Consider the following 26,258-nt stretch of genomic DNA (forward strand, 5'->3'; position numbering starts at 1 on the left):
ACACCATGAAATACCTCCCCGGCGAGCCGCAAGACCTGCCCGGCAACCGCGCCGCGCTGGCCGGCTACCAAGCGCGCCACTTCCTGTTCGCCGTGCGCGACGGCGTGGCCACGCTGACGCTGAACCGCCCAGAGCGCAAGAACCCGCTCACCTTCGAATCCTACGCCGAGCTGCGCGACCTGTTCCGCGCGCTGGCCTATGCGGACGACGTGCAAGCCATCGTCATCAACGGCGCCGGCGAGAACTTCTGCTCCGGCGGCGACGTGCATGACATCATCGGCCCGCTGACCAAGCTGGACATGCCCGGCTTGCTGTCCTTCACCCGCATGACGGGCGACCTGGTGAAAGCCATGCGCGCCTGCCCGCAGCCGGTGATCGCGGCCATCGACGGCATCTGCGCCGGCGCCGGCTCGATGATGGCGCTGGCTTCCGACATCCGCCTGGGCACGGAGCGCTGCAAGACCGCCTTCCTGTTTACCCGCGTCGGCCTGGCCGGCTGCGACATGGGCGCCTGCGCCTTGCTGCCGCGCGTGATCGGCCAGGGCCGCGCTGCGGAGCTGCTGTACACGGGCCGCTCCATGTCGGGCGCGGAAGGCGAGCGCTGGGGCTTCTTCAACAGCCTGCATGCGCCGGACGCCTTGCTGGCCGCCGCGCAGGCCTTCGCGCAAGGGCTGGCCGACGGCCCCACCTTCGCGCACGGCATGACCAAGAAGATGCTGCAGCAGGAGTGGAACATGGGCGTGGACGAAGCCATTGAAGCGGAAGCGCAGGCGCAGGCCATCTGCATGGCCACCAACGACTTCCACCGCGCCTACCACGCTTTCGTGGCCAAGCAAAAACCGGTGTTCGAGGGGGACTGATGGCGGACAAGACTTATCTGGACTGGCCCTTCTTCGCGCCGCAGCACGCCGCGCTGGAGCAGGCGCTGGACACCTGGGCCGCCGAGCATATCCACGACGGCCATGGCAGCGACGTGGATGCAGCCTGCCGCCAGCTGGTGCGCCTGCTGGGGCAGGGCGGCTGGCTGCGCCACGCCGTGGGCGGCGTGCAGCACGGCGGCGCGCTGGACGCCATCGATACGCGCGCCATCTGCCTGATCCGCGAAACGCTGGCGCGCCATTCCGGGCTGGCCGATTTCGCCTTTGCCATGCAGGGCCTGGGTTCCGGCGCCATCAGCCTGTTCGGCAGCGCGGCCAACAAGGAAGCCTATCTGCCGCGCGTGGCGAAGGGCGAGGCGATTGCGGCGTTCGCGCTGTCCGAGCCGCAGGCCGGTTCCGACGTGGCGGCCATGCAGTGCGCCGCCGTGGCCGATGGCGACAGCTATATCCTGAACGGCGAAAAGACGTGGATCTCCAACGGCGGCATCGCCGACTTCTACGTGGTGTTCGCGCGCACCGGCGAGCAGCCCGGAGCGCGCGGCATCAGCGCCTTCATTGTCGACGCGAACACGCCCGGTTTCGAGATTGCAGAGCGCATCAATGTGATCGCGCCGCATCCGCTGGCGCGGCTCAGGTTCAGCGACTGCCGCATTCCGGCCGCGCAGCGCCTGGGCGAAGCAGGTCAGGGCTTCAAGGTGGCGATGGCGACGCTGGACGTGTTCCGCACCTCCGTGGCGGCAGCCTCGCTCGGCTTTGCGCGCCGCGCGCTGGACGAGGCGCTGGCGCACGCCACGCAGCGCAAGATGTTCGGGCAGACGCTGGCCGACTTCCAGCTGACGCAGGCCAAGCTGGCGCAGATGGCCACCGGCGTGGACGCCGCCGCGCTGCTGACCTACCGCGCCGCCTGGCAGCGCGACCAGGGCCGCAACGTGACCAGGGAAGCGGCCATGGCCAAGATGACCGCCACCGAAACGGCGCAGCAGGTGATCGACGCGGCGGTGCAGATGTTCGGTGGCCTGGGCGTGGTCAGCGAGCATCCGGTCGAGCGCCTGTACCGCGAAATCCGCGCGCTGCGCATTTACGAAGGCGCCACCGAAGTGCAGCAACTGATCATTGCGCGCGAACTGCTGAAATCACAGAAAGGCCAGCCATGAAATTCCTCCAACCTCCAGGCTGGGTACGGCCGCGCGGCTACTCCAACGGCGTGGCCGCCAACGGCACCACGATTGCCGTCAGCGGCATGATAGGCTGGGACGCCGAGGGCAAGTTCCACACCGCGGACTTTGCCGGCCAGGTGCGCCAGTGCCTGCTCAACATCGTGGCCGTGCTGGCCGAGGGCGGCGCGCGGCCCGAGCACATCGTGCGCATGACGTGGTACGTGCTGGACAAGCGCGAGTACATGGGCGCCTACAAGGAGATCGGTGCAGCCTACCGCGAAATCATCGGCCAGCACTATCCGGCCATGACGGCGGTGCAGGTGGCCGGCCTGCTGGAAGAGCAGGCGCGGGTGGAGATCGAAGTGACCGCCGTGGTGCCTGCCGCTTAGCATCCGCTTAGCATCCGCTTAGCTTCCGCTTAGCTTCCGCCGCACGGCGTGCGCGCGTACAGCTCCTCCATGGTGCTGTCCGCCGCGCCGACATGGATGAAGTCCGCGTACAGATGCCGCGACGGCACGTACATGGTGCCCGGCTGGTAGATACCGGTCTTGGGGAAATTGCCCAGGTTGTTGGCATAGTGGCTGCTGAGGTTGGTCGTGGCATACGCCTGCTCGCCGTTCATCCACAGCTGCAGCGACCCGTTGCCCAGCCTGTGCTGCCAGTCCGCCCGCACCACGAAGCAGTACCACTGGCCCAGCCGCAGCTTGTCCAGCACCACGCTCTTGACGGCCGCATTGGCCCTGGTGGGCAGCACCGCATCGGTCGCGTTGCGGTGGTTGAAGGTGGCGTGCAGGCGCAGCACGCCGTCGCTCGCCTCGATCGCCAGCGGCGGCGGCCCGGCGAACACGCCCTTGGCGCTGTTCAACTGGAACACCACGACCGGCCGCCCGCTTTCCTCTTCCGTCACCCAATCCGTTGGGAAATACACACTGGCCGCGTACCAGCGCACACCCTGGCGCATATACTCGTAGGTGGGCGATACCTCGGTGCGCTTGGCTCCAGCGCTGTCGGGGTCGGTATTGCGCAGCACCACGTGGAACACATTGCGGCGCCCGTTGGCCGGGTCCGGCGCCAGCGTCACGTTGGCCGCATGGCCGGCATTCAGGGTATAGAAGCGGTCGAAGCGGCGCATGCCGGCTTCCGCATTGCGCTGGATTTCGTCCTGCACGCCGCCCTTGGGCGGCAGCGGCAACGGGGTGGCTTCCATGGTGTCGATCTCGCCGCCGAGGCCCGCGACGACTTGGGCTGAAGCGGGCAGGGCGGCGCTGATCAGTAGCGCAACGGCGGCAAAACGCATGCGTCGGTTCTCCATATTGATGGGTCCGGCATGATATGCCAATCGTGGCGACAGGCGCGCACCGTTATGATAATGTTAAATCTTTTGCAATGATGGACGGAGGCTGGAATGTTGAACGCTGTGAGGACCGCCGCTATGGCGGGACTGCTCTGGTGTCTGGGGGCGGTGCCGGCGCATGCCACGCCCATCATGACGTCGGAGGTGAAGACTCAACTGCTGGGCTGGCTGGGACAGCCGAATTCCCAGCTGGACCAACTGTTCGTGCGCAAGGATGGCGATACCGCCGCCCAATTCCACGCTGCAGCGGACGGCAAGGGCGCGACATTCACCCTGCTGATGGCGCGCGACAGCGGCGGTAACAGCTGGCTCATTGGCGGCTACAACCCGCAGAGCTGGAGTTCGGTGGAAGGCGAACACATCACGCTGCCCGAGTCGGAACGCACGGCCTTCATTTTTAACATCACTGCCGGCCATGTGTACCGTCAGGTGCCGGCTCCGCCGGACCAGGGCGTTCCCGATTACGGCTCGCACCAGACCTATAACTGCCCGCAATGCGGCCCCGCGTTCGGCAGTGGCGCCGATTTGCTCGTGACCAACGACCTGACTACCGGCGGCAGCTCCTACCTCACCTCCTATTACAGCTTCGAGCCCGGCGCCGAACCGTTCGGCGGCAGCCTGGCCGGCACCGGCCAGTTCACCTACACGGCGATGGAAGTGTATTCCGTGCGCGCCATCCCCGAGCCCGGCACGCTGGCCTTGCTGGTGGCGGGACTGGGCGTGATGGCCTATGCGTGCCGCAAAGCGCACTGAGCAGTAAATATTCCCGCGATGGCTGTGACTCTTGGTGATATACTGCACATGTCATTGTCATTTGGAAATATATATTTCTTATGGGTAACATAAACAAAGACGAAATCCTGCTCATGCTGGAGCGGATGGAGGACGAGCTGATGCTCGCCGAAATGGAGCGCATGGCAGGCATGGCCGAGGTTGGCGCTGCCCGTGAGGACCTCGCGCGGCGTGCCGACGCGGCCCTACGTAGCTGCCGCACCGCGATTGGCGGCGCGTTCAGCGGCAGCCTGGTGTGCGAGGCCAGCCGCAAGCTGTTCGACACGCATGCCGGCCTGACGCTGCAAGTCCGCGCGCGCGGCGCCGAAGCCAGCCTGCTGACGGTGAGCCTGCGCATTCCGCGCGACGGCGACGCATCGCTGGTGGCGGAACGCACCAGCGGCGGCATGCGCTATTTCAGCGGCAAGCTGGCGCTGGCCAACGGCAACGAACCGCAGTTGGCCGCCGCGCTGGCGCTGGTGCTCGAGCGCGCTTTCCAGGCCGTGCCGGCTTAAAGCATCGGCAGGCGCAGCGCGTCGACAATCCTGCGTATCAGGTCCGTGCGCCGCTGCGTGTAGGGCGGGAAGAACAGCTTGATGAGCATGAGCGGTGACGCCCGCAGCACCGCGCGTTCGTGCGAGAAGGTCTTGAACCCGTGCTCGCCGTGCGCGCTGCCCAGGCCTGAATTGTTGACTCCGCCGAACGGCAGATTGCCATGCGCGAATTGCGCCACGCAATGGTTGACGCAGGCGCCGCCGGAACTGGTTTGCGCCAGCATCTTGCTGACCGCGCGCCGGTCCGTGCTCCACACGTAAAGCGCCAAGGGCTTGGGCGCCGCGTTGATGGCGGCGATCACCTCGTCCAGTTCCGTGTAGCCGATGATAGGCAGCAGCGGACCAAAAATCTCCTCCGACAAAATCGCCGCGCCGGCCGGAATCTGGTCCAGCAGCGTGGGCGCGATATAGCAGATCGCTTCGTCCACGTCGCCGCCCGCCAGCACGCGCGCGCCGCGCCGCTGCGCGTCCGCCAGCAGGCCGGCCAGGCGCTGCGCATGGCGCCGGTTGACTACGCGCGCCAGGTCGGGACTGGCCTTCTGCGCCTGGGCGCCCGCGCCGTAGCGCTGCTGCAGTACGGAGCGGCAGGCGTCCACGAAGGCCGCTTTCACGGACGCGTGCACGTACACGTGGTCGGGTGCCACGCAGGTCTGGCCATTGTTCAGGAACTTCCCCCACATCAGCGTTTCGGCCGCCAGCTTGAGGTTGGCGCTGGCGTCCACGATGGTGGGCGACTTGCCGCCCAGCTCCAGCGTCACGCTGGCCAGGTGCTTGGCGGCGGCCGCCATCACCAGTTTGCCGACGGCGGGCGAGCCGGTGAAAAAGATATGGTCGAACGGCAAGTCCAGCAGCACGCGCGAGGTCGGCTGGCTGCCCTCGAACAGCGCCACCTCATTGGCCGGGAACACGGCGGTAATGATGCGTCCCATCAGCGCCGACACGGCCGGCGTCATTTCGGACGGCTTGATGATGGCGGCGTTGCCCGCCGCCAGGGCCGACACCAGCGGGCCGAAGCACAGGCTGAGCGGATAATTCCACGGTGCGATGATCAGCACGCGGCCGCGCGGCTGCGCCTGCACCGAGGCGCGCGTGCCCAGCATGGTGGTGGTCGGCCATACGCTGCGCGGCTTCATCCAGCGCTTCAGGCGGCCCAGCGCGTGGCGGATCTCTTCCATCACCGGCAGGAATTCGGACGCCTCCACTTCGGCGGGGGGATTTGCGGTAATCCTGGGCGAAGGCTGCATAGAAGGCCTCGCGCTGCGCCATCATCGCATCGCGCAGGCGGCGGATGCGGCGCAGCCGCTGCTCGGCCGTGGATGTGCGCCAGGCCAAGGCGGTGGCCAGCTGCGCGTCGAACGCGGCCTGGATATCGATGGGATCGGATTCGCCCGAGGGCGGGGCAGTAACAGCGTGCAAGGCTTCGCTCATGGCGGCATACGGTCAATGGGAATCCATTCAGCGTAGCACGGGCGCGATGCCATTTTTTACAGGAACACTCTAATTGGCTCGCCGGGCAATGAAGTTGTTGCGGCGTGGTCCCCCCGACTGGAATCGAACCAGTATCCCACGCTTAGGAGGCATGTGCACTATCCATTGTGCTACGGGGAGGACGCTAGGCGAGCGCAATTATAGCCGATGGTCGGGCAAAAAATAGTCCCGCCCCCGCGATGTCGGTACAATGCTGGCTTCATTCATCTTTTCAGCGGCTTTTTCAGCACGCCGCGCGCAGGCTTACTCACTATGGCAGTCATCTCTCTTTCTTCCGCGCAACTGGCGTTTGGCCACTTTGCGCTCCTTGACCATGCGGAATTTTCGCTGGAAACGGGCGAACGCGTCGGCCTGATCGGCCGCAACGGCACGGGCAAATCGTCCCTGCTGAAAATCATTTCGGGCCGCTTCAAGCTGGATGACGGCCTGCTGGTGATGCAGCAGGGCCTGAAGATCGCGTACGTGGAGCAGGAGCCGGTGTTCGAGCCGGAGATGAGCGTGTACGAAGCGGTGGCCTCCGGCATGGGCGACCTGCAGGATCTGCTGAAGGAATACGATGCGCTGACCGGCCAGTTCGGCCAGGGCGACGACGAGGCGCTGATGGAGCGCATGCACGACATCCAGGTCAAGCTGGACGCGGCCGATGCGTGGAACCTGAAGAACAAGGTGGAAGCCACGCTGGACCGCCTGAACCTGGGCGCGGACGCGCTGATGAAGACCCTGTCCGGCGGCATGCAGAAGCGCGTGGCGCTGGCGCGCGCGCTGGTGTCGGCGCCGGACGTGCTGCTGCTCGACGAACCGACCAACCACCTGGACTTCACCTCCATCATGTGGCTGGAAGGCTTGCTGAAGGACTTCCGCGGCTCGGTGCTGTTCATCACCCACGACCGCTCCTTCCTGGACAACGTGGCCACCCGCATCATCGAACTGGACCGCGGCCGCCTGCTGTCCTATCCGGGCAACTTCACCACCTACCAGGTGCGCAAGGCCGAGCAGCTGGAGATCGAGGAAATCGAGAACGCCAAGTTCGACAAATTCCTGGCGCAGGAAGAAGTGTGGATACGCAAGGGCGTGAAGGCGCGCCGCACCCGCGACGAGGGCCGCGTGCGCCGCCTGGAGCGCCTGCGCGAGCAGCGCGCCGTGCGCCGCGAGCAGCAGGGCCAGGTCACGCTGCAGGTGTCGGCCGGCGACCGCTCGGGCAAGATCGTGGCGGAGCTGGAGAACGTGTCGAAGTCCTACAACCGTCCCATCGTCCGCGATTTCAGCGCCACCATTTTGCGCGGCGACAAGGTTGGCCTGATCGGCGCCAACGGCGCCGGCAAGACCACCTTGCTCAAGCTGATCCTGGGCGAGGACAAGCCGGACAGCGGCACCGTCAAGCAGGGCACCAAGCTGCAGGTGGCGTACTTCGACCAGATGCGCACCCAGCTCAACGAGGAGGCCAGCCTGCTGGAAACCATCGCCCCGGGCAGCGACTGGGTGGAAGTGAACGGCCAGCGCAAGCACGCCATGAGCTACCTGAGCGACTTCCTGTTCGCGCCGGAGCGCGCGCGTTCGCCGGTCAAGACCCTGTCGGGCGGCGAGCGCAACCGCCTGCTGCTGGCGCGCCTGTTCGCCAAGCCGGCCAATGTGCTGGTACTCGATGAACCTACCAACGACCTGGACATCGACACGCTGGAGCTGCTGGAAGAACTGCTGGAAGATTATCCGGGCACCGTGTTCCTGGTCAGCCACGACCGCATGTTCCTCGACAACGTGGTGACGCAGGTGATCGTGGCGGAAGGCGAGGGCCACTGGCGCGAGTTTGTCGGCGGCTACACCGACTGGGAGCGCGTGCGCGACACCACGGCCACCGCCAAGGCCGCCGCCGCCAAAGCCGCGCCCAAGGCCGAGCCTGCGCCGGCCGCCGCAGCTGCCGCGCCGGCTGCGCCGAAGAAAAAGCTGTCCTACAAGGAACAACGCGAGCTGGACGAGCTGCCGAAACTGATTGCCGCGCTGGAAGACGAGCAGACCGCGCTCAATGTGCAGCTGTCCGATCCCGATTTCTACAAGAAAAATGCGGCCGAGGCGAAGCGCGTCAACGCACGTATTGAGCAAATCGAGGGCGAACTGTTGGAAGCGCTGGAAAAATGGGAAGCGATCGAGTCCCGCGCTAAGGGTTAGCAGACGCTACGCAGCCGTGCGCTGCTGCTGAGCGGAAAATTGTAAGATCTGCAAAGTTGCCTACGCGGCCCGATTGGGCTGCGGCAGCAATGCAGATTTTCAATTTTGCCGAGGCGCACGACTGTGAAACCTTACATCTCAACAGCCGGACCGGCAGGTTCGGCCCCCGCGCTGGCACGGATCGTTCCGTTTGCCGTCTACCTCTTCTTTATTTTCGTCGCCGACATGCTGGCCCGCATGGGCTACAGCGCGCAAGACACGCGCTGGCTGTACGGCATCAAGATCCTGGCCGTGTGCGCCGCCCTGGTGCTGTACTGGCGCCAGTATGGCGAGCTGGAATGGCGCGGCCTGCGCGCCCCGCTGCTGGCCGCCAGCGCCGCCATCGGCGTGGCCGTGTTCGTCCTGTGGATCAGCCTCGATGCCGGCTGGATGCAGATCGGCAGCGCCGACGGCTTCGACCCGCGCGGCGCCGACGGCGCCATCCTCTGGGGCCTGGTCGCGCTGCGCATTGCCGGCGCCGCCCTGGTCGTGCCCGTGATGGAAGAACTGTTCTGGCGCTCCTTCCTGCTGCGCTGGCTCCACTCCCCCGATTTCCTCAACGTCCGCACCGCTGCCGTGTCGCTCAAGGCGCTCGTCATCATGGTGGTGCTGTTCGGCTTTGAGCACAACTTGTGGCTGGCCGGCATGGTTGCCGGCTTGGCTTACGGCCTGCTGTATATGCGCAGCGGCAATCTCTGGACCGCCATCGTGGCGCACGGCGTCACCAATGGCGTGCTGGGCGTGTGGATCGTGGTCACAGGCAATTGGCACTACTGGTAAATTCCCATGCGACTTCTATTCAAACCCCAACCACTGGCGCTGCTGCTCGGCGCCATAGGCGCTGCCGCGCCGGTGATGGCCGGCGCCGGTATCAGCGACACCATCCATCCCTATCTGGCCGTGACGCGCTCGTACGACGCCAACCTGTTCCGGCTGGACGACAGCACGCCCGGCTTCGTCGGCCCGCGCGGTGACACGCTCACGCAGACCCAGTACGGCGTGCTGATCGACATGCCGATCAGCCGCCAGAAACTGACCGGGCAGTTCAAGCAGTCGCGCGTGAAGTTCGACCATTACAGCGAACTCGACTACAGCGGCAAGGATTACCTGGCCGACCTCGAGTGGCATATCGGCAACCACCTGGAAGGCCATATCGGCGGCCTGTATGCGCAGACCCTGACGTCCTTCAGCGACTTCCACACCAACGCGCGCAACCTGCGCGTGCAAAAGCGCGAATACGTGGACGGCGCCTGGCGCTTCCATCCCAGCTACCGCGTGCGCGCGGCCGCCAGCAGCCAGAAGTTCACCTACGACTTGCCGCAGCAGCAGTTCAACAACCGCACCGAAGACCAGGTCGACCTCGGCTTTGACTACCTGCCGGCCAGCGGCAGCCGCTTCGGCCTGCAGGCCAGCCAGCTCAAGGGCAAGTACCCCGACCACCGCATCCTGGGCGGCACGCCGATCGACGACGGCTACACGCAGAACGAACTGAAGGCCAATGTCTACTGGCTGTTTTCGGCCACCTCGCAATTCACCATGCTGGCCGGCTGGGCCGAGCGCAAGCACAGCTTCTTCCCGGAGCGCGACAGCAGCGGCCTGAACGGCCGGGCCAGGATGAACTGGTCCATGCTGCGCAAGCTGCGCATGGAAGCGTCGGCCTGGCGCGAGTTTGCGCCGGTGGAGAGCAACTTCGTCAACAACAGCTTGAACAAGGGGGCCAGCTTCAGCACCACCTGGGATGTGAGCGCCAAGGTCAACGTGAACGCTGCGGTGCGTCGTGAAAAGCGGGATTTTAGTACTCTGGAGGGCCGGATCGCGCCGCCCAATCTGCACGACAAAAGCCGCAACGCGTCCCTGGGCGTGAATTATGCGCCGCTGCAGTCGGTACGGCTGTCCGCCAATGTGTTTCATGAAGTTCGCAGCGGAAACGCCTCCACCAACTACCGCACTCACGGCGCCGCCGTCAGTGCCAGCATACAGTTTTGAGAATGGCCATGACGGTTAACGACATACCCCTGATTTCTTTCTTCCAGCGCGTGCTGGATCCGCTCATCATCATGGGTACGCTGTACCTGTTTTCCATGCTGTTCGCAGAACCGTTCACCGGCTATTCGCTGGTGCTGATGATTTTGGCTTTCTTCATTTCGTCCTCGGTCTATCAGTACGTCGACCCTTACCGCACGTGGCGCAGCGGCCGCATGATGGCCTACGCGCGCGACATCGTGGTGGGCTGGGTGGTCACCGCGCTGATCCTGGTCTTCCTCGGCTCGGTCAGCGGCCTGTCCTACCACTACGACGAGAACGTGGTGCTGGTGTGGTTCACCGCCACCCCCTTCGTGCTGCTGCTGAGCCACCTGGCCGCGCGCAAGCTCGGTTCGGACCCCAACAAGGACAGCGAAGTGCGTTCGGTGCTCATCATCGGCGCCAACGACGTGGGCGTGAAATTCGCCAACACCATCGACCGTTTCCCCAACCTGTACATGAAGGTGTGCGGCTTCTTCGACGACCGCACCGACGAGCGCCAGCCGCGCAATATGCGCCATCCGGTGCTGGGCACGATGGACGACATTGCCGCCTATGTGCGCCAGCACCAGATCAAGATGATCTTCATCAGCCAGCCGATCTCGGCGCAGCCGCGCATCCGCCGCCTGCTCGATGAATTGCAGGACACCACGGCTTCGGTTTATTTCCTGCCAGATATCTACGTGTTCGACTTGATGCAAGCCCGCTTCGACAACGTGGGCGGCATGCCGGTGATCGCCATTTGCGAGAGCCCGTTCACCGGCTTCAACAGCCTGGTCAAGCGCACCAGCGACATCGTGCTGGCCGCGCTGATCACGCTGGCGCTGGTGCCGGTGATGGCGGTGATCGCCGCCGCCGTGCGCATCAGTTCGCCCGGCCCGGTGATCTTCCGCCAGCGCCGCTACGGCTTGTACGGCGAGGAAATCATCGTCTACAAATTCCGTTCGATGACGGTGGCCGAGGATGGCGCGCAGGTGGTGCAGGCCAAGAAGAACGACCAGCGCGTGACCAGGATAGGCGCCTTCCTGCGCCGCTCCTCGCTGGATGAGCTGCCGCAGTTTATCAACGTGCTGCAGGGCGCATGAGCATTGTCGGCCCGCGCCCGCACGCGGTGGCGCACAACGAGCAATACCGCAAGCTCATCAAGGGCTACATGCTGCGCCACAAGGTCAAGCCGGGCATCACCGGCTGGGCACAGGTCAACGGCCTGCGCGGCGAAACGGAAACGCTGGACAAGATGGAAGCGCGCATCCGCTACGACCTCGACTACCTGCGCAACTGGTCGCTGTGGATGGACCTGTGGATCGTGGTCCGCACCCTGAAAGTGGTCGCCGCCCGCGAAAACGCCCACTAACTGCAGCGCTCGGCCATTCGTGCGTCACGGTTGGCGTTGTTTCGCTAAGATGTTTGTCTAATGACAATATTGCTTAGAAAAGTTTTCACAAAGGAACGATCATGAAAAATGCATCCCCATCCAGTCGTTCGCTTGCCGCCGTCATGCTGCTGGCGGCGCTCACGCTGAGCGCGTGCGGCGAAAAGGCCAAGAAGACCGGCCAGGCGCTGGCCAGCGTCAATGGCGAGGAAATCACCGTGTTGCAGCTCAATGAAGAGATGCAGCGCTCCGGCGTGCAGGCGGCGCAGCAGGAAACGGCCCGCAAGCAATTGCTGGAAGGCCTGATCGACCGCCAGCTGCTGCAAAACGAGGCGGCCAAGGACAAGCTGGAGCGCGACCCGCAAGTGATGCAGGCGATAGAACGGGCCAAGGCCATGATCGTGGCGCAGGCCTATATGCAGAAGCGCATCGGCAACCAGGCCCGTCCGGCCAAGACCGACGTGGAGCAGTACTACCAGCAGCACCCCGAATTCTTCGCCAACCGCAAGCAGTTCGACATGCGCCAGCTGGTGCTGGCCACCAAGGATGTCAGCGAGCCGCTCAAGGCCCAGCTCGACAGCGTGAAGTCGCTGGACGAGGCCGCCGCTTGGCTGGACCAGCATCAGATCAAGTACGTGCGCGCCGGCCTGACCCGCACCAGCACCGACCTGCCGCCGGAACTGGGCGCGCGCCTGGCGTCCATGCCCAAGGGCCAGCTGTTCATCATCCGCGAAGGCGAGCGCAGCATGCTGATCCAGATTGCCGAGATCAAGGACAGCCCGCTCAGCCTGGACGCGGCCACCGCCCAGATCGAGCAGTTCCTGTTCAACAAGAAGAACAAGGAAGCGGCCGAGGCCGAGATCAAGCGCCTGCGCTCGACCGCCAAGATCGAGTACTTCAACAAGCCGGCCGACGGCGCCCCCGGCGCGCCGGGCGCACCGGCCAGCCCGGCGGCGGCCACTGCCGCCGCGCCCGCCGCCACGCCGGCCGCCGGCGCGCCTGCGGCCACGGCGGCCGCGCCGGTGGTGCCGCCGGCCCAGGCCGCCGCATCGCAAACCGCGGCTGACGAGGCCGCCGCGCGCGGCGTGGCCGGCCTGAAATAACGTCCCGCATTCACCCGACAATAAGTGAGCTCATCATGAAAAAACTCATCCTGTGGCTGGCCATGGCCCTGTCCATGGTCATGGCGCTGGCCGTGCGCCCCGTCGTGGCGGCCGATATCGTGCTCGGTTCGGGCGACGTGCTGAAGATTTCGGTCTACGGCAGTCCCGACCTGGCGCTGGAAACCCGCGTCAGCGACAGCGGCAGCATCACCTTCCCGCTGATCGGCCAGGTGGCGCTGGGCGGCCTGACGGTGCCGGCCGCTGAAAAGAAAATCGGCAGCATGCTGGAAAGCGGCGGCTATGTGAAACGGGCCCAGGTCAACATCCTGGTCACGCAGATCCAGAGCCAGCAAGTGTCCGTGCTGGGCCAGGTGAACCGTCCGGGCCGCTACCCGGTGGACGGCAAGCGCAGCCTGATGGACATGCTGGCCCAGGCCGGCGGCATCGGCCCGGAAGGCGGCGACAGCGTGACCCTGATCCGTACCCGCGACGGCAAGACCACGCGTGAAGTGATCGACGTGGTGCAGATGGTGCAGGCAGCCGACTTCGGCCGCGACTACCAGCTGCAGCCGAACGACATCATCTTTGTCGAGCGCGCGCCGCGCTTCTACATCTACGGCGAAGTGCAGCATCCCGGCCCGGTGCGCCTGGAGCGCGGCATGACGGTGCTGCAGGGCCTGTCGGCCGGCGGCGGCCTGACCCCGCGCGGCACCGAACGCGGCATGCGCATCAAGCGCAAGGACGCCAACGGCCAGCTGCAGATCCTGAACGTGAAGCACGACGACGTGATCCAGGTTGACGACATCGTGTACGTCAAGGAAAGCCTGTTCTAAGGAAAGACCATGAATTTCGCCCAATTTTTATTGATACTGCAGGCACGCAAGAAGATCGTGCTCGGCACCCTGATCGCCACCGTGGCGATCACCGTGCTGGTCAGCGTGCTGCTGCCGGCCACCTACAAGGGCTCGTCCACCGTGCTGCTGAACACCAAGGGCGTCGACCCGGTGACCGGCATGACCATGCCGGGCCAGCTCATGCCGAGCTACGTGGCGACCCAGATCGACCTGATCTCGAGCAAGAACGTGGCGCTGCGCGTGGTGGACCAGCTCAAGCTGGCCACCAATCCCCTGGTGCAGCAGCAGTTCCGCGAGGACACCGGCGGCAAGGGCACGGTGCGCGACTGGCTGGCCGACCTGCTGCTCAAGAAGCTGGACGTGGTGCCTTCGCGCGAGAGCAGCGTCATTGAAATCAACTTCAAGGGCTCCGACCCGGCCTTCGTGGCGGCCGTGGCCAATACCTTCGCCGACGAATACCAGAAGCTCAGCGTGCAGCTGAAGGCCGATCCGATGAAGAAGGCCACCAGCTACTTCACCGAGCAGATCAAGGGCCTGCGCGACCAGCTGGAAGCGGCCCAAAGCCGGCTCTCGAAATACCAGCAGGAAAACGGCATCGTCAGCCTGGACAACCGGCTGGACGTGGAATCGAACCGCCTGAACGACCTGTCGGCCCAGCTGGTGGTGGCGCAGGCCCAGCAGATGGAAGCCAGTTCGCGCCGCAGCGTGGCCAGCGGGCGCGCGCTTGATTCGCCGGACGTGGCGGCCAGCCCGCTGGTGCAGAACCTGCGCGCCCAGCTGAGCATGGCCGACACCAAGCTGGCCGAAGTGGGCCAGCGCCTGGGCCGCAACCACCCGCAGTACCAGAGCGCCAAGGCGGAAGCGGACCAGCTGCGCGCCAGCCTCAATTCGGCGGTGGCGTCGACTTCCAACAGCGTCGGCAACAATGCGCAAATCCTCGGTGCGCGCGAGTCGCAGCTGCGCGAAGCGCTGGCGCAGCAGAAAACCAAGATCCTTGAGATCAACCGTTCGCGCGACGAACTGAACGTGCTGCAGCGCGACGTCGAAGCGGCCCAGCGCGCCATGGACGCGGCATCGCTGCGCCTGTCGCAGACGCGCATGGAAGGCCAGTCCGACCAGTCCGACATCGCGCTGCTGAATCCGGCCGTGGCGCCGGTCGAGCCGTCCTCGCCGCGCCTGGTGCTCAACACCGTGCTGGCGCTGTTCATGGGCAGCTTGCTGGGCATAGGCTTTGGCATGCTGGCCGAAATGCTGGACCGCCGGGTGCGCTCGCGCGCCGACCTGGCCGACCTGGTGCAGATCCCTGTGCTGGGCGAAATTCACTGGGGTCCGGCCCGTGCCCGCTCCAAGCTGGGCATGGCATTGATGCCACGCCGTGTGCGCCTGACCTGATATGGGATTGATTATGAACCACCCTGCCATGAACCCCGCCGCAAGCCCCAAGGGGCTGCCTCCCGCGGCGCTGCCGCCCGCCGTCGATTCCAGCATCGGCGGCCTGTTGCTGGCCTCCGGCAAGCTGAGCCCTGAGAACGCCGAGCGCGTGCTGCGCATGCAGCAGGAACTGGGCATCCGCTTCGGCGAAGCGGCCCAGCGCCTGGGCCTCATTTCCGAGGCCGACATCCAGCAAGTGCTGGCGCGCCAGTTCGACTATCCCTACCTGGCCCCGGGCGACGGCGGCATGTCGCCGCAACTGGTGGCGGCCTACCATCCGTTCTCGCCGCAAGTGGAAGTGCTGCGCGCGGTGCGCAGCCAGCTGATGCTGCGCTGGTTCGGGCGCGGCCGCAAGGCGCTGGCCGTGGCCGGCGTGGAGCCGGGCGACGGCGCCAGCCTGTTCGCCGCCAACCTGGCGGTGGTGTTCTCGCAGCTGGGCGAACAGACGCTGCTGGTGGACGCCAACCTGCGCACGCCGCGCCAGCAGGACATCTTCGGCCTGAAGCAGCGCGCCGGCCTGTCGGACGTGCTGGCCGGGCGCGCCGAGCTGGGCGTGGTGGAGAAAATCGCCGAGCTGGTCGACCTGTCCGTGCTGGTGGCCGGTACCTTGCCGCCCAACCCGCAGGAACTGCTGGCGCGCGCCGCGTTCGCCGGCCTGAACCTCAATGTCGAATCGCGCTACGACGTGGTGCTGTACGACGCGCCGGCGTGCGTGCTGGGCTCGGACACGCTGGCGCTGGCCTCGCGCGTGGGCGGCGTGCTGCTGGTGGCGCGCAAGAACCGCACCTCGCTGGCGGCCATCAGCGCCGCGGTCGACCAGTTGCAGCATGCCGGCATTGCCGTGGTCGGCTCCGTGATGGTGGAGCACTAAATGCTGTCCGCCAGCACACCCATGCCGCCGGCGCGCGAATCGGCCGCCGGCCCAGGCCGTTTGCCCGCAGCCTGGCTGCTGGCGCTGGCCGGCCTGCTGGCGCTGTACCTGCCCACCTTCTACGACGCGCTGCGCGAGGTGTGGGGCAGGGAAGAGCAGGCGCACGGCCCCATCATCCTGGGCGTGTCGCTGTGGCTGCTGTACCGCAACTGGCCGGCCATGCTGGCCGCCAGCGGCAAGCACGACAACCCGGGCTCGGCCTGGGGCTGGCCGGTGCTGGTGGTCGGCCTGCTGAGTTACCTGCTGGGACGGGTGCTCGACATCCAGGTCATTGAAATGTTTTCCTTCCCGTGCACGGTGGTGGCGGTGCTGTTGTTGCTGCAAGGGGCGGCCGCGCTGCGCGTGCAGTGGTTCCCGCTGTTCTTCATGCTGTTCATGCTGCCGCTGCCGGGGCCGTTTGTTGACACCGTGACCATGCCGATGAAGATGGCGGTGTCCTGGTGCGCCGAGCACATCCTGTTCGCGGCCGGCTACCCGATCGCGCGCAGCGGGGTGGTACTGCAGGTGGGCCAATATCAACTTTTGGTTGCTGACGCCTGCGCCGGGCTGCACACGCTGTTCACGCTGGAAGCGCTGGGGCTGCTGTATCTGAATATTGTCCGGCACGGCTCTTTCCTGCGCAATGTGGGGCTGGCGCTATTGATTGTGCCGATCTCATTTACTGCGAATATTATCCGTGTCATGACGCTGACCTTGATTACCTACCATTTCGGCGATGCCGCCGGGCAGGGTTTCCTGCATGGATTTGCCGGCATGGTCCTGTTTATTAGCGCGCTATTGCTGATCATCGGCGTCGATACGCTGTTGCGCAGCGCCGTGCGCAGGAGAGCAAAATGAACCGCAGAACCGCCGCCGGGGCCATATTGGCCGCGCTGATGGGCGGCACCAGCGCCGCCGCCGCCTTGCTGAAGCCGAAAAAGCACGACGCGCCCGAGATGGAAAAGCTGGGCCTGGAAACCCTGATCCCGGCCGAGTTCGCCGGCTGGCGCATCGACCGCAGCGTGGTGCCGGTGCAGCCGCCGCCCGAGGTGGAGGAGGTGATCGGCAAGCTGTACGACGAAACCCTGGCGCGCACCTACGTCAACGCGCGCGGCCAGCGCGTCATGCTGTCGATCGCCTACGGCGGCGACCAGACCGGGCGCCTGCGCGTGCACCGCCCGGAGAAATGCTATTCGGCACAGGGCTTCCACGTCGACAAGATAGCCCAGCAGCAGCAGCGCATCGGCGGCGCCGACGTCACCGTGAACCGGCTGTATGCGGCGCTGGGCGCGCGCCAGGAACCGATCAGCTACTGGGTGCGGGTGGGCGACGAAACCGTCGATGGCGCGCTGGCGCAGCGCCTGACCCAGCTGCGCTTCAGCCTGAACGGGCAAATCCCGGACGGGCTGCTGTTCCGCGTCTCCAGCATTGGCGCGGACCGCGCCGCCGGCTACGCGCTGCAGGACAGCTTCATCGCCGACCTGGTGCGCAGCCTGGCACCGGCCGATGCGGCCAAGCTGGTCGGCAATCCGGCCAGGAAGTCATAGGAAGTCACCGAAGAAGATCATGTCAGAAAATTATTCTGGCCGTGCTTTTAATAAAAGCATAGGCTATTACGTAGGCGGCCGTTTTTTAAATGCGTTGGCCGCTTTTTTTATTCTTATCTGGATCGCGCGCCAGCTCCCCGAAAACCAATATATTAATTACGTTGCCGCGTATTCGATTATCGAGATGGGCATTGTATTATCCGGCTTTGGCATGGAATGGGTGACCGGAATCTATATTCCGCAAATCCGCATGCACGCCAGTGGCCGGGTGTTATACCGGTTTGTATGGCAAAGCGCGGGACTGCAGGCGCTGCTGCTGGCGGGCGGCGCCTTGATACTGTTTTTTACAGCGCCGCTGCTGACCCAGTGGCTGGGCCTGCGCGACGCGGACGGCGTGCTGCGCCTGTACGCCGGCGTCATGCTGATCGAGGGCGTGAGCCGCGTGTTCCGCGACCAATTGCTGTCCAGCCTGCTGTTGCAGAAAGCCGGCCAGGCCAGCCAGCTGCTGCGCAACGTGGCGCTGGCCGGCTATGCGGTGCTGGCGTTCTCGCACGAGGAGTGGCGCAATGCGCACGCGCTGGCGGTGGGCGAGCTGATCGCCAGCAGCTGCAGCCTGCTGGTGGCGGCCTGGTGCTTGCAGCGCCATTTGCTGCAGGTGCGCGCGCAGGCGCAGCCGCAGGCCGGCAGGGCCGCGCCGCAGCCGGCCTGGACCATGCCGTGCTGGCGCGACATGCTGCGCGTGGGCCGCAATGCCTGGCTGAGCAATATCGCCAACCTGACGTGGAGCTGGCAGGCCGTCATCCTGCTGGCCACCCGCACGCTGGGACCGGACGCCGCGGCGCCGCTGGGTTTTGCCCGCAATCTGGCCGAGCAGGTGCGCAAATACCTGCCCAGCGAATTCTTGCTCGGCATCGTGCGCACCCTGCTGGTGGTGCGCTATGCGGCCGAGCAGGACAAGGACAAGCTGGGCTTGCGCGCCGGCCTGATCTACAAGGTCAACCTGCTGTGCCTGCTGCCGCTGCTGGTGCTGTGCGCGGTGCGCGGCGCCGACCTGGCCGCCTTCCTCAGCAACGGCCGCTATCCGGACGCGCACTGGCTGCTGACGGGCTGGCTGGCCGTGCTGGTGATCCTGGCCCACCGCCGCCTGACCGACCTGATGGCCCATACCCTGGGCCGTTCGTCGGCCACCACGCGCGCCAACGTCATGCTGCTGGTGACGCCGCTGGCGCTGTTGCTGGCCGCGCCCCAGCAGCGCTGGAGCCTGCTCTTTGCCGTGCTCATTGTCGCCGAAACCGTGTATTCGGCGCTGGTGCTGCGCCAGCTGCGGACGCCCGCCTGGCACTACCGCCTGCACTGGAGCGGGCTGGCGAAATATGCGGTGGCGGGCTTGCTGGCGGCGGTGGTGCTGGCCGGCCTGCCCGGCGGCGCGGACGCCTTCCGGCTGGCGCTGGCGCTGTGCGCGGCCACTGGCGTGAGCTGGGGGGCGTTGCTGCTGCTGCGGCCGCTCTCCGCTGCCGAGCTGGCGCTGCTGCCGGCGCGCGCGCTGCGTCTGCTGCGCCAGAGTCCGGCTGTTTCAAGTTAATATAAATGAATCCGCTATTCCCAAATTGATATTAACGAAAATAAATAGTCGTGATGGCTTTATCAATTGGCGAGTTTTCATTCAAAAATTGCATGCGGCGTTAATAAGCTGGATTAATATTTTTGTGTTGGCCTGCGGCAACGCTTTAATTGCCGGTTTTATGCTATCGTAATTAAATAACGAAACACGGAGGACGCCGTTATGCAATTACCGAAACTTGGTTTTATTATTTTAAGTGCCATGGCCAGCGCCAGCGCCTGGAGCCAGATCGATCCCAGCGTGGGTGGCGCGGTGCCGCAAGCCGACTTTTCCAAGCGCTACGCGCTGTATTCCGCCTGGAGCGGCAACCTGACGTACGCGACCGATCCGTCCGGCAGCGGCCGCACGGTGTTGCGCAGCCGCGTGCGCAGCACGGACGCCAAGGTCGGCGGCCTGCTGCGCACCGACTTCCTGCCGCTGGGCGAGGCCGGCAAGACCGGGCCGCGCTGGTACGGCTTGAGCGTGTACTTCCCCACCACCTGGGTGGCCCATCCGAATCCGGCCGTGGTGGCGCAGGTGGACCAGGTGGTGCCCGTGGCCGGCTTGCCGGCCCCGCTGTCCATCGTCGTGCGCGGCACCTCGATCGAGCTGAACCTGGGCTTCAACCACCGTCCGCTGAGCGGCACCACCGACGTGGCCACGCCGGCCAATTCGGCGATCAAGGCGGTCAAGCTGGGCACGCTGCAGACCGGCAAATGGTATTGCTTTGCCGTGCGCTCCGAGTGGTCGCCCACGCTGGGCAGCGGCGCGCTGACGATCTACCAGAACCGCGACAAGGTGTTCGACGCCCAGCGCGACATCAATTCCTATCCCGGCAGCGCCGGCAATGTACCGCGCGTCGGCTTGTCCTTCCCCGGCTTGCTGGGCGTGGCCGAGCGCGTGCTGTACACGGACTTCATCCGCCTGGGCGGCCCGGACACCACCCTGGAAAAACTGTTGGCGGAAACGCCCTGCAAAACGACCAGCGCGACGACGGCGCTGGTGAAATAAACCCGAGAGAGGTTGAGCATGCAATTGACGAAAAAATTCATCGCGCTGGCGGCCCTGTGCGGCACCATGGCCGGCGCCTACGCCCAGATCGATCCGGCGCGCGGCGGCCCGGTCACCACCATGGCCACCAACCCCAAGACTTACCAGTACATTTCCTGGCTGCTGGCGGCCAACGCCACGGCCACCATCCGCTATTTCCCGGACTTCTACACGATTAACAGCGGCTCGCCCAGCAACGTCACGCTGGCAGACGATCCGGCCGGCAGCGGCAGGAAGGTGTTCCACATGAAGGTGGCGAAGACCGATCCGCTGGTGCTGGGCGGCTCGCGCACCGAGATCTCGCCGCGCAACGAGTACGTGAAGGAAGGCTTGCGCTGGTATACCTTCAGCGTGTATTTCCCGGGCGACTGGATCTTCCATAATTCGCCGACCCTGGTGGCGCAGCTGCATACCAGCCAGAATACGGCGGTGGTGTCGCCGCCGGCGTCCTTGACGGTCACCGACCGTACCCTGGCGCTGGACTTTAACTATAACCACCGCAGCACCAGCGGCGGCACCGACCCGGCCACCCGCGCCAACTCGGTGGCCGAGTCGATCCGCCTCGGCACGGTGGAGCTGAACAAGTGGTACTGCTTCGTGGTGCGCGCCGACTGGTCGTACAAGCCCGGCGTGGGCCAGATCCAGGTGTGGATGAACGGCACGGAAGTGTTCAGCGCGAAAAATACCTACAACAGCTACGAAACCTGGCTCGGCAACTACGCCAAGGTCGGCTTGTACCTGCCGGGCACCATGATGGTGCCGTCGCGCCACCTGTACGCCGATTTCATTAACCTGGGCGGCCCGGCCAGCACCTACGATCTGATGTACGCACAGACCCCGTGCGCGCCGAAATAAGCCGGCCGCTTGCGTAAAATCCGTGCACCGCTTGCGCAATCGCGTGGGCGGTTTTTTGACGATATGATAAGTTACCTGGACTACAGATTTCCACGGTAACCATCATGAAGTTCCCCACCGCGCCGCGCTTGCCTGGCAAGCTGCGCTCCAGCCTGTCCGCGCTGCCCCTGGTCCTGGTCTGCCTGCTCAGCGTGGTGCTGTTCGGCGGCCTGGTCGGTCTGGGCGCCGGCGTGTTTGCGCTGATCTTGATTGCGCCGGTCCTGGTGTTCGGGCTGCTGCTGTTCACCAATTCCTTCTCCAGTTTCCGCTTCGGCGGCGAGGGCGTGTTCTGGCTGATGCTGGGACTGACCTTGCTGACCGCGCTGGCCGACACGGTCTCGCCGGTGCGCACGCGCGGCGTCATGTCCATCATGCTGATCCCCTTGGCCATCTATGCCTTGCGCGGGCTGTTCATCTTTGCCGGCAACTCCTGGCTGGGCAAGTTGCTGGTGGTGGTGTTCGGCCTGTTCTTTGCGCTGGGCGCGGCCAGTTCCATGGTCGCCGGACGCATTCACTGGCATCCCTTCTTCTACCAGATCGGCTATGATCTGAAACTGCCCATCATGCTGCTGCTGGGCTTTAGCGTGACGTTGGGCGAGCGCAGCGAGCAGCGTTTCTGGCTGCTGGTCAAGGCCGTGCTGGTGCTGTGCCTGGCCGCGCTGGCGCTCGAATTCGCCGCGCCGTCGGTGCACCACCTGATCGCGCGCAACGCCGGTGGCGGCCTGAACGGCAATCCGCTGGTGCCGGGGCTGCACCTGGCCACCGGCCCCTTCGTGCACCCTAGCGTGCTGGCTTCGGTCGGCTCGCTGTTCCTGTGCTGCGTGTTCGTGCGTCGCTTGAGCGGGCAGGGCAGCACGGCCGGCAACTATGCGCTGCTGGCCGGCTTCCTGCTGGTGCTGGCGCTGGCCGGCGAGCGCCAGGAAATCTTTGACGCGCTGGCCGCTTGCGCCATCCTGCTGTTCGCCGCCAAGATGAAACCGCGGATCAGCGCGGTGCTGCTGGCCGTGGCCGCCGTGGCGCTGCTGCTGGGGGTCCTGTTGTTGTTGCTGGGGCCGGTGCACCGCGCCGAACTGGGCTTGCAGTGGGGCTTGTTGCCGTCCTACCAGGCGCTGGGCAATCCGCGCACCGTGCTGTACCTGGACGGCTTCCACCTGGCAAACACCTATTTCCCGTTCGGCACCGGCTTCGGCAAGTTCGGCGGCGATGCCGCGCGCATGTACGACCGCTCGGTCTACGAGATGCTGGGCTACAGCACGCGCTACTGGTGGTACCGCCAGGACCTGTACCTGCTGGACACTTACTGGCCCAACCTGTTCGCCGAGACCGGCTGGCTAGGCGGCGGCGCGGTGTTCCTGTTTGGTGGCGTGATGACGCTGTTCGCCCTGCAGCGCGCCTGGACCGTGCAGCATCCGCGCGAGCGCATGCTGTGGCGCCTGGCCTTTGTCGGCCACTTCCTCGCCTTCACCGGCTCGCTGACCGCGCCCATCTACGGCGACCCGAACACCGTGGCGATCCCGTTCATGTTCTTCGGCATGGCCTTCGCCTACTCGCTGAAGTTGCGCCGCGCCGAAGCGGCCGAACGCGCCAAGCACGGCGGCGAGGTGTCACCCCACGCCGTGCAGCCGGCCCCAGTGCCGGCGACCTGGGCCGCGTAAGGTCGCCGCTTAGTGTTGGGGAAACAGCTCGTCCAGGCTGGCGCCATCCAGCGCCGCCATCGCCCAGCGCTCGATCTGGCTGGTATCAGCTGCAGCGACGCGCTGCTGGATATGCTCGGGAAGCTGCCCGAAGCGTCTGGCTAGCAAGCTCGCCAGCAGCGAAGCTTGCCCGCGTTGCATACCCTGCTCGAGTCCTCGCTCCAGCCCTTGCTCAAGTCCCTGCTCAAGTCCCTGCTCAAGTCCCTGCTCAAGTCCTTGCTCAAGTCCCCACTCTCGTCCTTGCTCCAGCCCGAGTTTTTGTCCCGCCTCCAGGCCGCGTTTTTGCGCAGCGCGGCGGGCCTCGCGGTAGATGGCACGTATGCCGCGTGGAACGTATGTCATCACTGTCCTCCTTTGCAGCGCGCTTACGCCGAGCAGGAGTTCACCCTCAAGCTCCGCCGGTAAACGCATCATCCAATCGATCACGTGGAATAGTTCCATGATACGTCGCCTGTCCCAGTGACGCGCGTACAGCAAGTGCATCAGGCGCCATTTGGCCGCGTAACGCAGCGCTGGCTGCGAACGTGTCTGCTGGGTGAGCACATGCGCCGCTGTCACGATGGCAAAGGGATTGTCTTGCACCAGCAGCGCATCGATATCGGCGGCATGGTCGTGCAACGCCGTGGTGCGGAAGTTCAGGCGCATTTCGCAACCGAACAGGCCGTAGCCAAAGCTCGTCACGGCCGGCCCGGCAGCCTCGTCGCCAAGTACCGCAAGGCTGGCTACGGGCTGGCGGTGCTGGTCGTAGATGCGGTAGTTGTACACAAACATGCGCTCGGCGAGATCGCTGTCGTGACTGGATTGCACTTCTACGTGGATCAGTACCCATTGCTCGCCGCATGCGGTGTGTACGCGCACCAGCGTGTCAGCGACGCGGCGGCCTATGGCCGCGGTCCGCGTCGCTTGCGCCAGCTCCTTGTCGAGCAGACTGTACGGACGCCGCCAGTCTATTGCGGCGTGGATGTCAGGAAAATAGAAGGCGAGGAACTCGTCGAAATAATGCGCCAGCACCCGTTTCCAGGGCGTGTCAAAGTCATCGGTGTCGGAAGGCGGGCCAGGCATCGTGCCAGCTTAGCGGCCGCGCCCGGCATCGTTTTGATGTAACGCAAGCTTTTGCTTAGCGGTACCAGACCAGTTTTTCGTACTGATGCACCAGCAGAATGCCCCAGCAGCGCGGGCTGCATAGCAGTGTGGCCAGTTCCAGCCAGTGCTTGCCGCGTACGGCCGGCTTGAGGCGCGCCTTGGCGTCCAGGCCGCCGATCAGCCAGCCGCGCAGGCGGGCGGCGAAGCGCGTGGCCCGCGGCCAGCGCGCACCGTACTGCTGCACGATGTCGCGGTGCAGCCGCAGCGGCGACACCGTGTCCACCTTGGTCTGGCTGAAGTTCTTTTCCGCCAGCCGCATGGTGTAGCGGTAGCCGGCGAAGGGCAGCAGCCGGGCGCGCGCGCCGGCCATCACGGCGTCGGCCAGCAAACGCCAGTCTTCGCCGAAACGCAGCGCGGGCTGGTAACGCAAGGCGTGCTGGTTCAGCCAGGCGCGCCGGAACAGCGGCTTGGCCCAGCCCAGCGGCGCGCGCTGCCCGGGCAAGTCCCACAGCAGCAATTCGCGCATGCCGATGCGCTGCGGCTGGCGCACCCACGGCCAACTGGCCGCCACCACCCGGTCCTGCGCCGCGTTGTACAGCGCCAGCCGGTCGGCCAGCAGGTCATACTGGCCCGACTCCAGATAGGGCAGGAAGCTGGCCAGCCTGTCGTCGGTCCAGGCGTCGTCCGCGTCCAGCAGCGCGATCCACTCGCCGCGCGCGGCATCGAAACCGGCATTGCGCGCGACCGCCGGGCCGCCGTTGTGCGGCTGTTCGATCAGGCGGATGCGGTCGTCGGCCAGCGCCCAGCGCCGCACCAGCTCGCGCGTCGCGTCGCGCGAACAGTCATCCACCACCAGCACTTCCCAGTCGCGGTAGCTCTGTTTTTGGACGGAACGCAGCGCCGTTTCGATGCAGGCAGCGGCGTTGTAAGCGGGGATGACGATGCTGATTTTCATGCTCCGATTCTAGCATGGCACTTTGTCAAACTTGCTCTAAATATATCTCGTATCGTGCGCACGGCGCACAATAGAATCGCTGTGCATAACTGCTATGATTATCTTGCTTACTTTCATTTTAGTCATTGATCAGTCATGAGTTCAGCCAGTATCGCAGCCTCCGGCCCGCGCCGCATTTTGATGGTCGGCACCGGCCTGCAGGCCCACGGTGGCATCACCGCCGTGATCCGCTCCTATATGGACGTGCGCCTGTTCGAGCAGTGGGGCGTGCGCTACATTTCGACCTACGAAGGCAAGGGCAAGCTGATTCAGCTGCGCACCATGGTCTCCGCGCTGTGGCGCATCGTCTGGCTGCTGGCCGCGCGCCGCGTGGACGTGGTCCATGTGCACAGCGCCTCGCGCGGCAGCTTCTGGCGCAAGTCGCTGGTGGCAGCGCTGGCCTTCGCCTTCCGCGTGCCGTATGTGTTCCATCTCCATAGCGGCGAGTTCCCCGATTTCTACGCCAACCATTGCGGCGCGCCGGCGCGTTCCTGGGTGCGCCTGGTGCTGCGCCGCGCCGCGCGCGTGGTGGTGGTGGCGCCGCGCTGGCGCGCCGACGTACTCCGCATCGAACCTGCCGCGCGCGTGGCGGTGGTCGGCAACCCGGTGCGGGTGCCGCCCCTGCTCAAGCCGCCGCGCAGCGTGCCGGCCGGCAGTGCCGCCACCGTACTGTTCCTGGGGCGCCTGCACGAAAAGAAGGGCATCTTCGACCTGGTGCGCGCTATCCCCGCCGTGCTGTCCGTGCTGCCCGGCACCCGCTTCGTGTTTGCCGGCGACGGCGAGATCGAAGGTGTGCGCAAGCTGGCCGAGGAGCTGGGCGTCGCGCACGCGGTGCGCTTGCCTGGCTGGGTCGACGGCGCCGCCAAGCAGCAGCACCTGGAGCAGGCCGACCTGTTCGTGCTGCCCACGTATTTCGAAGCGCTCGGCGTGGCGCTGCTGGAAGCGATGGCCTGCGGTGTGCCGGTGATCGCCACGCCGGTCGGCGGCATCCCCGATTTCATCGACGACGGCGTGGAAGCGCTGCTGGTGCCGCCCGGCCCGGGCACGGCGCTGGCCGGCGCCATTATCGCCGCCTTGCAGGACCCGGCGCTGCGCAGCCGCCTGCGCGAGCAAGCCTTTGCGCGCGTCGGCCGCGACTATTCGTTCGACGCCGTCCTGGCGCAGCTGCGCGCGATATATACCGAGCTGGGCGTGCCGCTTGGCGCCCCGGAAGTGGGCAAGGGCCTGGCGCGCGCGGCCTGACTCAGCCGTGCGACAGGCTTTGCTGCACTGCGATTAACATGTTGTCTCTTTGATCTTT

23 protein-coding genes, 1 tRNA gene and 1 pseudogene are annotated in these 26,258 nt (G+C 65.6%); 20 read left to right on the top strand and 5 right to left on the bottom strand.

Annotation, left to right across the window (positions count from 1 at the left end; genetic code table 11):
* The first annotated feature begins 5 nt into the window (after positions 1–5).
* Genes ACFJI2_RS03785 through ACFJI2_RS03795 form a run of 3 tightly spaced genes read left to right on the top strand, consistent with a single transcriptional unit; the run spans position 6 to position 2,424 of the window.
* Positions 6–860, top strand: coding sequence for an enoyl-CoA hydratase family protein (locus tag ACFJI2_RS03785; RefSeq protein ID WP_377703805.1), 855 nt, complete (start codon positions 6–8; stop codon positions 858–860).
* Positions 860–2,032, top strand: coding sequence for an acyl-CoA dehydrogenase family protein (locus ACFJI2_RS03790; protein WP_377703806.1), 1,173 nt, complete (start codon positions 860–862; stop codon positions 2,030–2,032). The genes ACFJI2_RS03785 and ACFJI2_RS03790 overlap by 1 nt, the downstream gene beginning before the upstream one ends.
* Complete coding sequence (locus ACFJI2_RS03795; protein WP_377703807.1) at positions 2,029–2,424, top strand: RidA family protein; 396 nt, start codon at positions 2,029–2,031, stop codon at positions 2,422–2,424. Before ACFJI2_RS03790 ends, ACFJI2_RS03795 begins: the two co-directional genes overlap by 4 nt.
* A 29-nt stretch (positions 2,425–2,453) precedes the next feature.
* On the opposite strand, the gene ACFJI2_RS03800 is transcribed toward ACFJI2_RS03795, so the two are convergent.
* Positions 2,454–3,332 carry a heparin lyase I family protein gene (locus ACFJI2_RS03800; protein WP_377703808.1) on the bottom strand — a complete coding sequence of 293 codons (879 nt, stop codon included), beginning with the start codon at positions 3,330–3,332 and terminating at the stop codon, positions 2,454–2,456.
* A 108-nt stretch (positions 3,333–3,440) separates the two neighbouring features.
* Here ACFJI2_RS03800 and ACFJI2_RS03805 point away from each other — a divergent pair, with 108 nt between their 5' ends.
* The gene (locus ACFJI2_RS03805) at positions 3,441–4,142 is read left to right on the top strand and encodes a PEP_CTERM-anchored TLD domain-containing protein (protein WP_377703809.1); all 702 of its coding nucleotides are present in this window, start codon (positions 3,441–3,443) and stop codon (positions 4,140–4,142) included.
* Between the two features lie 80 nt (positions 4,143–4,222).
* Positions 4,223–4,675, top strand: coding sequence for a hypothetical protein (locus ACFJI2_RS03810; RefSeq protein ID WP_107876915.1), 453 nt, complete (start codon positions 4,223–4,225; stop codon positions 4,673–4,675).
* Here ACFJI2_RS03810 and ACFJI2_RS03815 read toward each other — a convergent pair.
* Positions 4,672–5,958: an aldehyde dehydrogenase family protein gene (locus tag ACFJI2_RS03815; protein WP_377703810.1), complete on the bottom strand. Its 1,287-nt coding sequence runs from the start codon at positions 5,956–5,958 to the stop codon at positions 4,672–4,674. The two genes, ACFJI2_RS03810 and ACFJI2_RS03815, sit on opposite strands and share 4 nt — an antisense overlap.
* Before the next feature lie 289 nt (positions 5,959–6,247).
* A tRNA-Arg gene (locus ACFJI2_RS03820) sits at positions 6,248–6,322 on the bottom strand.
* Between the two features lie 132 nt (positions 6,323–6,454).
* On the opposite strand from ACFJI2_RS03820, the gene ACFJI2_RS03825 reads away from it, so the two are divergent.
* The 14 genes and pseudogenes from ACFJI2_RS03825 (at position 6,455) to ACFJI2_RS03890 (ending at position 22,842) form a co-directional block, all read left to right on the top strand.
* The gene (locus ACFJI2_RS03825; protein ID WP_377703812.1) at positions 6,455–8,365 is read left to right on the top strand and encodes an ATP-binding cassette domain-containing protein; all 1,911 of its coding nucleotides are present in this window, start codon (positions 6,455–6,457) and stop codon (positions 8,363–8,365) included.
* Between the two features lie 123 nt (positions 8,366–8,488).
* A complete protein-coding gene (locus ACFJI2_RS03830) occupies positions 8,489–9,184 on the top strand; it encodes a CAAX prenyl protease-related protein (protein ID WP_377703813.1) in 696 nt (231 codons plus the stop codon).
* Positions 9,185–9,190: 6 nt separating this feature from the next.
* Complete coding sequence (epsL, locus tag ACFJI2_RS03835) at positions 9,191–10,390, top strand: XrtB/PEP-CTERM-associated polysaccharide biosynthesis outer membrane protein EpsL (RefSeq protein WP_377703814.1); 1,200 nt, start codon at positions 9,191–9,193, stop codon at positions 10,388–10,390.
* 8 nt (positions 10,391–10,398) lie between these two features.
* Positions 10,399–11,780, top strand: a pseudogene (locus tag ACFJI2_RS03840) (undecaprenyl-phosphate glucose phosphotransferase).
* Between the two features lie 101 nt (positions 11,781–11,881).
* Positions 11,882–12,901: an EpsD family peptidyl-prolyl cis-trans isomerase gene (locus ACFJI2_RS03845; protein WP_377703815.1), complete on the top strand. Its 1,020-nt coding sequence runs from the start codon at positions 11,882–11,884 to the stop codon at positions 12,899–12,901.
* Between the two features lie 35 nt (positions 12,902–12,936).
* Positions 12,937–13,734 (top strand): polysaccharide export protein EpsE, encoded by a 798-nt coding sequence (gene epsE, locus ACFJI2_RS03850; protein ID WP_377703816.1) that lies wholly within the window; start codon positions 12,937–12,939, stop codon positions 13,732–13,734.
* Between the two features lie 9 nt (positions 13,735–13,743).
* Entirely contained in the window at positions 13,744–15,147 is a 1,404-nt protein-coding gene (epsF, locus tag ACFJI2_RS03855) for a chain length determinant protein EpsF (RefSeq protein ID WP_377703817.1), read from the top strand.
* A 28-nt stretch (positions 15,148–15,175) separates the two neighbouring features.
* Positions 15,176–16,057 carry a chain length determinant protein tyrosine kinase EpsG gene (gene epsG / locus ACFJI2_RS03860; protein ID WP_028833620.1) on the top strand — a complete coding sequence of 294 codons (882 nt, stop codon included), beginning with the start codon at positions 15,176–15,178 and terminating at the stop codon, positions 16,055–16,057.
* Positions 16,058–16,954, top strand: coding sequence for an exosortase B (gene xrtB / locus ACFJI2_RS03865; protein WP_377703818.1), 897 nt, complete (start codon positions 16,058–16,060; stop codon positions 16,952–16,954).
* A complete protein-coding gene (gene epsI, locus ACFJI2_RS03870) occupies positions 16,951–17,643 on the top strand; it encodes an exosortase-associated protein EpsI, B-type (RefSeq protein WP_377703819.1) in 693 nt (230 codons plus the stop codon). The genes xrtB and epsI overlap by 4 nt, the downstream gene beginning before the upstream one ends.
* Before the next feature lie 19 nt (positions 17,644–17,662).
* Entirely contained in the window at positions 17,663–19,225 is a 1,563-nt protein-coding gene (locus ACFJI2_RS03875; RefSeq protein ID WP_377703820.1) for an oligosaccharide flippase family protein, read from the top strand.
* 240 nt (positions 19,226–19,465) lie between these two features.
* Positions 19,466–20,254: a heparin lyase I family protein gene (locus tag ACFJI2_RS03880; RefSeq protein ID WP_377703821.1), complete on the top strand. Its 789-nt coding sequence runs from the start codon at positions 19,466–19,468 to the stop codon at positions 20,252–20,254.
* Positions 20,255–20,272: 18 nt separating this feature from the next.
* A complete protein-coding gene (locus tag ACFJI2_RS03885; protein WP_377703822.1) occupies positions 20,273–21,148 on the top strand; it encodes a polysaccharide lyase in 876 nt (291 codons plus the stop codon).
* A 104-nt stretch (positions 21,149–21,252) separates the two neighbouring features.
* Positions 21,253–22,842: a hypothetical protein gene (locus ACFJI2_RS03890; RefSeq protein WP_377703823.1), complete on the top strand. Its 1,590-nt coding sequence runs from the start codon at positions 21,253–21,255 to the stop codon at positions 22,840–22,842.
* Between the two features lie 9 nt (positions 22,843–22,851).
* On the opposite strand, the gene ACFJI2_RS03895 is transcribed toward ACFJI2_RS03890, so the two are convergent.
* Both ACFJI2_RS03895 and ACFJI2_RS03900 read right to left on the bottom strand, forming a co-directional pair.
* On the bottom strand, positions 22,852–23,943 hold the full coding sequence (locus tag ACFJI2_RS03895) for an Rpn family recombination-promoting nuclease/putative transposase (protein WP_377703824.1): 1,092 nt from the start codon (positions 23,941–23,943) through the stop codon (positions 22,852–22,854).
* Positions 23,944–23,998: 55 nt separating this feature from the next.
* A complete protein-coding gene (locus tag ACFJI2_RS03900; RefSeq protein ID WP_377703825.1) occupies positions 23,999–24,919 on the bottom strand; it encodes a glycosyltransferase family 2 protein in 921 nt (306 codons plus the stop codon).
* Positions 24,920–25,054: 135 nt separating this feature from the next.
* Here ACFJI2_RS03900 and ACFJI2_RS03905 point away from each other — a divergent pair, with 135 nt between their 5' ends.
* Positions 25,055–26,200, top strand: a complete 1,146-nt coding sequence (locus ACFJI2_RS03905) for a glycosyltransferase family 4 protein (RefSeq protein ID WP_377703826.1) — start codon at positions 25,055–25,057, stop codon at positions 26,198–26,200.
* The last annotated feature ends 58 nt before the right edge of the window (positions 26,201–26,258 follow it).

It is taken from the genome of Pseudoduganella sp. UC29_71 (assembly GCF_042693265.1).
In the GTDB taxonomy this organism is placed as follows: Bacteria; Pseudomonadota; Gammaproteobacteria; order Burkholderiales; family Burkholderiaceae_D; genus Rugamonas.

Excerpts from the sequence above, each read along its gene's own strand:
- ACFJI2_RS03785 (WP_377703805.1), top strand. The coding sequence starts at position 6 with ATGAAATACCTCCCCGGCGAGCCGCAAGACCTGCCCGGCAACCGCGCC.
- ACFJI2_RS03790 (WP_377703806.1), top strand. The coding sequence starts at position 860 with ATGGCGGACAAGACTTATCTGGACTGGCCCTTCTTCGCGCCGCAGCAC.
- ACFJI2_RS03795 (WP_377703807.1), top strand. The coding sequence starts at position 2,029 with ATGAAATTCCTCCAACCTCCAGGCTGGGTACGGCCGCGCGGCTACTCC.
- ACFJI2_RS03800 (WP_377703808.1), bottom strand. The coding sequence starts at position 3,332 with ATGCGTTTTGCCGCCGTTGCGCTACTGATCAGCGCCGCCCTGCCCGCT.
- ACFJI2_RS03805 (WP_377703809.1), top strand. The coding sequence starts at position 3,441 with ATGTTGAACGCTGTGAGGACCGCCGCTATGGCGGGACTGCTCTGGTGT.
- ACFJI2_RS03810 (WP_107876915.1), top strand. The coding sequence starts at position 4,223 with ATGGGTAACATAAACAAAGACGAAATCCTGCTCATGCTGGAGCGGATG.
- ACFJI2_RS03815 (WP_377703810.1), bottom strand. The coding sequence starts at position 5,958 with ATGCAGCCTTCGCCCAGGATTACCGCAAATCCCCCCGCCGAAGTGGAG.
- ACFJI2_RS03825 (WP_377703812.1), top strand. The coding sequence starts at position 6,455 with ATGGCAGTCATCTCTCTTTCTTCCGCGCAACTGGCGTTTGGCCACTTT.
- epsL (WP_377703814.1), top strand. The coding sequence starts at position 9,191 with ATGCGACTTCTATTCAAACCCCAACCACTGGCGCTGCTGCTCGGCGCC.
- ACFJI2_RS03845 (WP_377703815.1), top strand. The coding sequence starts at position 11,882 with ATGAAAAATGCATCCCCATCCAGTCGTTCGCTTGCCGCCGTCATGCTG.
- epsE (WP_377703816.1), top strand. The coding sequence starts at position 12,937 with ATGAAAAAACTCATCCTGTGGCTGGCCATGGCCCTGTCCATGGTCATG.
- epsF (WP_377703817.1), top strand. The coding sequence starts at position 13,744 with ATGAATTTCGCCCAATTTTTATTGATACTGCAGGCACGCAAGAAGATC.
- epsG (WP_028833620.1), top strand. The coding sequence starts at position 15,176 with ATGAACCCCGCCGCAAGCCCCAAGGGGCTGCCTCCCGCGGCGCTGCCG.
- xrtB (WP_377703818.1), top strand. The coding sequence starts at position 16,058 with ATGCTGTCCGCCAGCACACCCATGCCGCCGGCGCGCGAATCGGCCGCC.
- epsI (WP_377703819.1), top strand. The coding sequence starts at position 16,951 with ATGAACCGCAGAACCGCCGCCGGGGCCATATTGGCCGCGCTGATGGGC.
- ACFJI2_RS03875 (WP_377703820.1), top strand. The coding sequence starts at position 17,663 with ATGTCAGAAAATTATTCTGGCCGTGCTTTTAATAAAAGCATAGGCTAT.
- ACFJI2_RS03880 (WP_377703821.1), top strand. The coding sequence starts at position 19,466 with ATGGCCAGCGCCAGCGCCTGGAGCCAGATCGATCCCAGCGTGGGTGGC.
- ACFJI2_RS03885 (WP_377703822.1), top strand. The coding sequence starts at position 20,273 with ATGCAATTGACGAAAAAATTCATCGCGCTGGCGGCCCTGTGCGGCACC.
- ACFJI2_RS03890 (WP_377703823.1), top strand. The coding sequence starts at position 21,253 with ATGAAGTTCCCCACCGCGCCGCGCTTGCCTGGCAAGCTGCGCTCCAGC.
- ACFJI2_RS03895 (WP_377703824.1), bottom strand. The coding sequence starts at position 23,943 with ATGCCTGGCCCGCCTTCCGACACCGATGACTTTGACACGCCCTGGAAA.
- ACFJI2_RS03900 (WP_377703825.1), bottom strand. The coding sequence starts at position 24,919 with ATGAAAATCAGCATCGTCATCCCCGCTTACAACGCCGCTGCCTGCATC.
- ACFJI2_RS03905 (WP_377703826.1), top strand. The coding sequence starts at position 25,055 with ATGAGTTCAGCCAGTATCGCAGCCTCCGGCCCGCGCCGCATTTTGATG.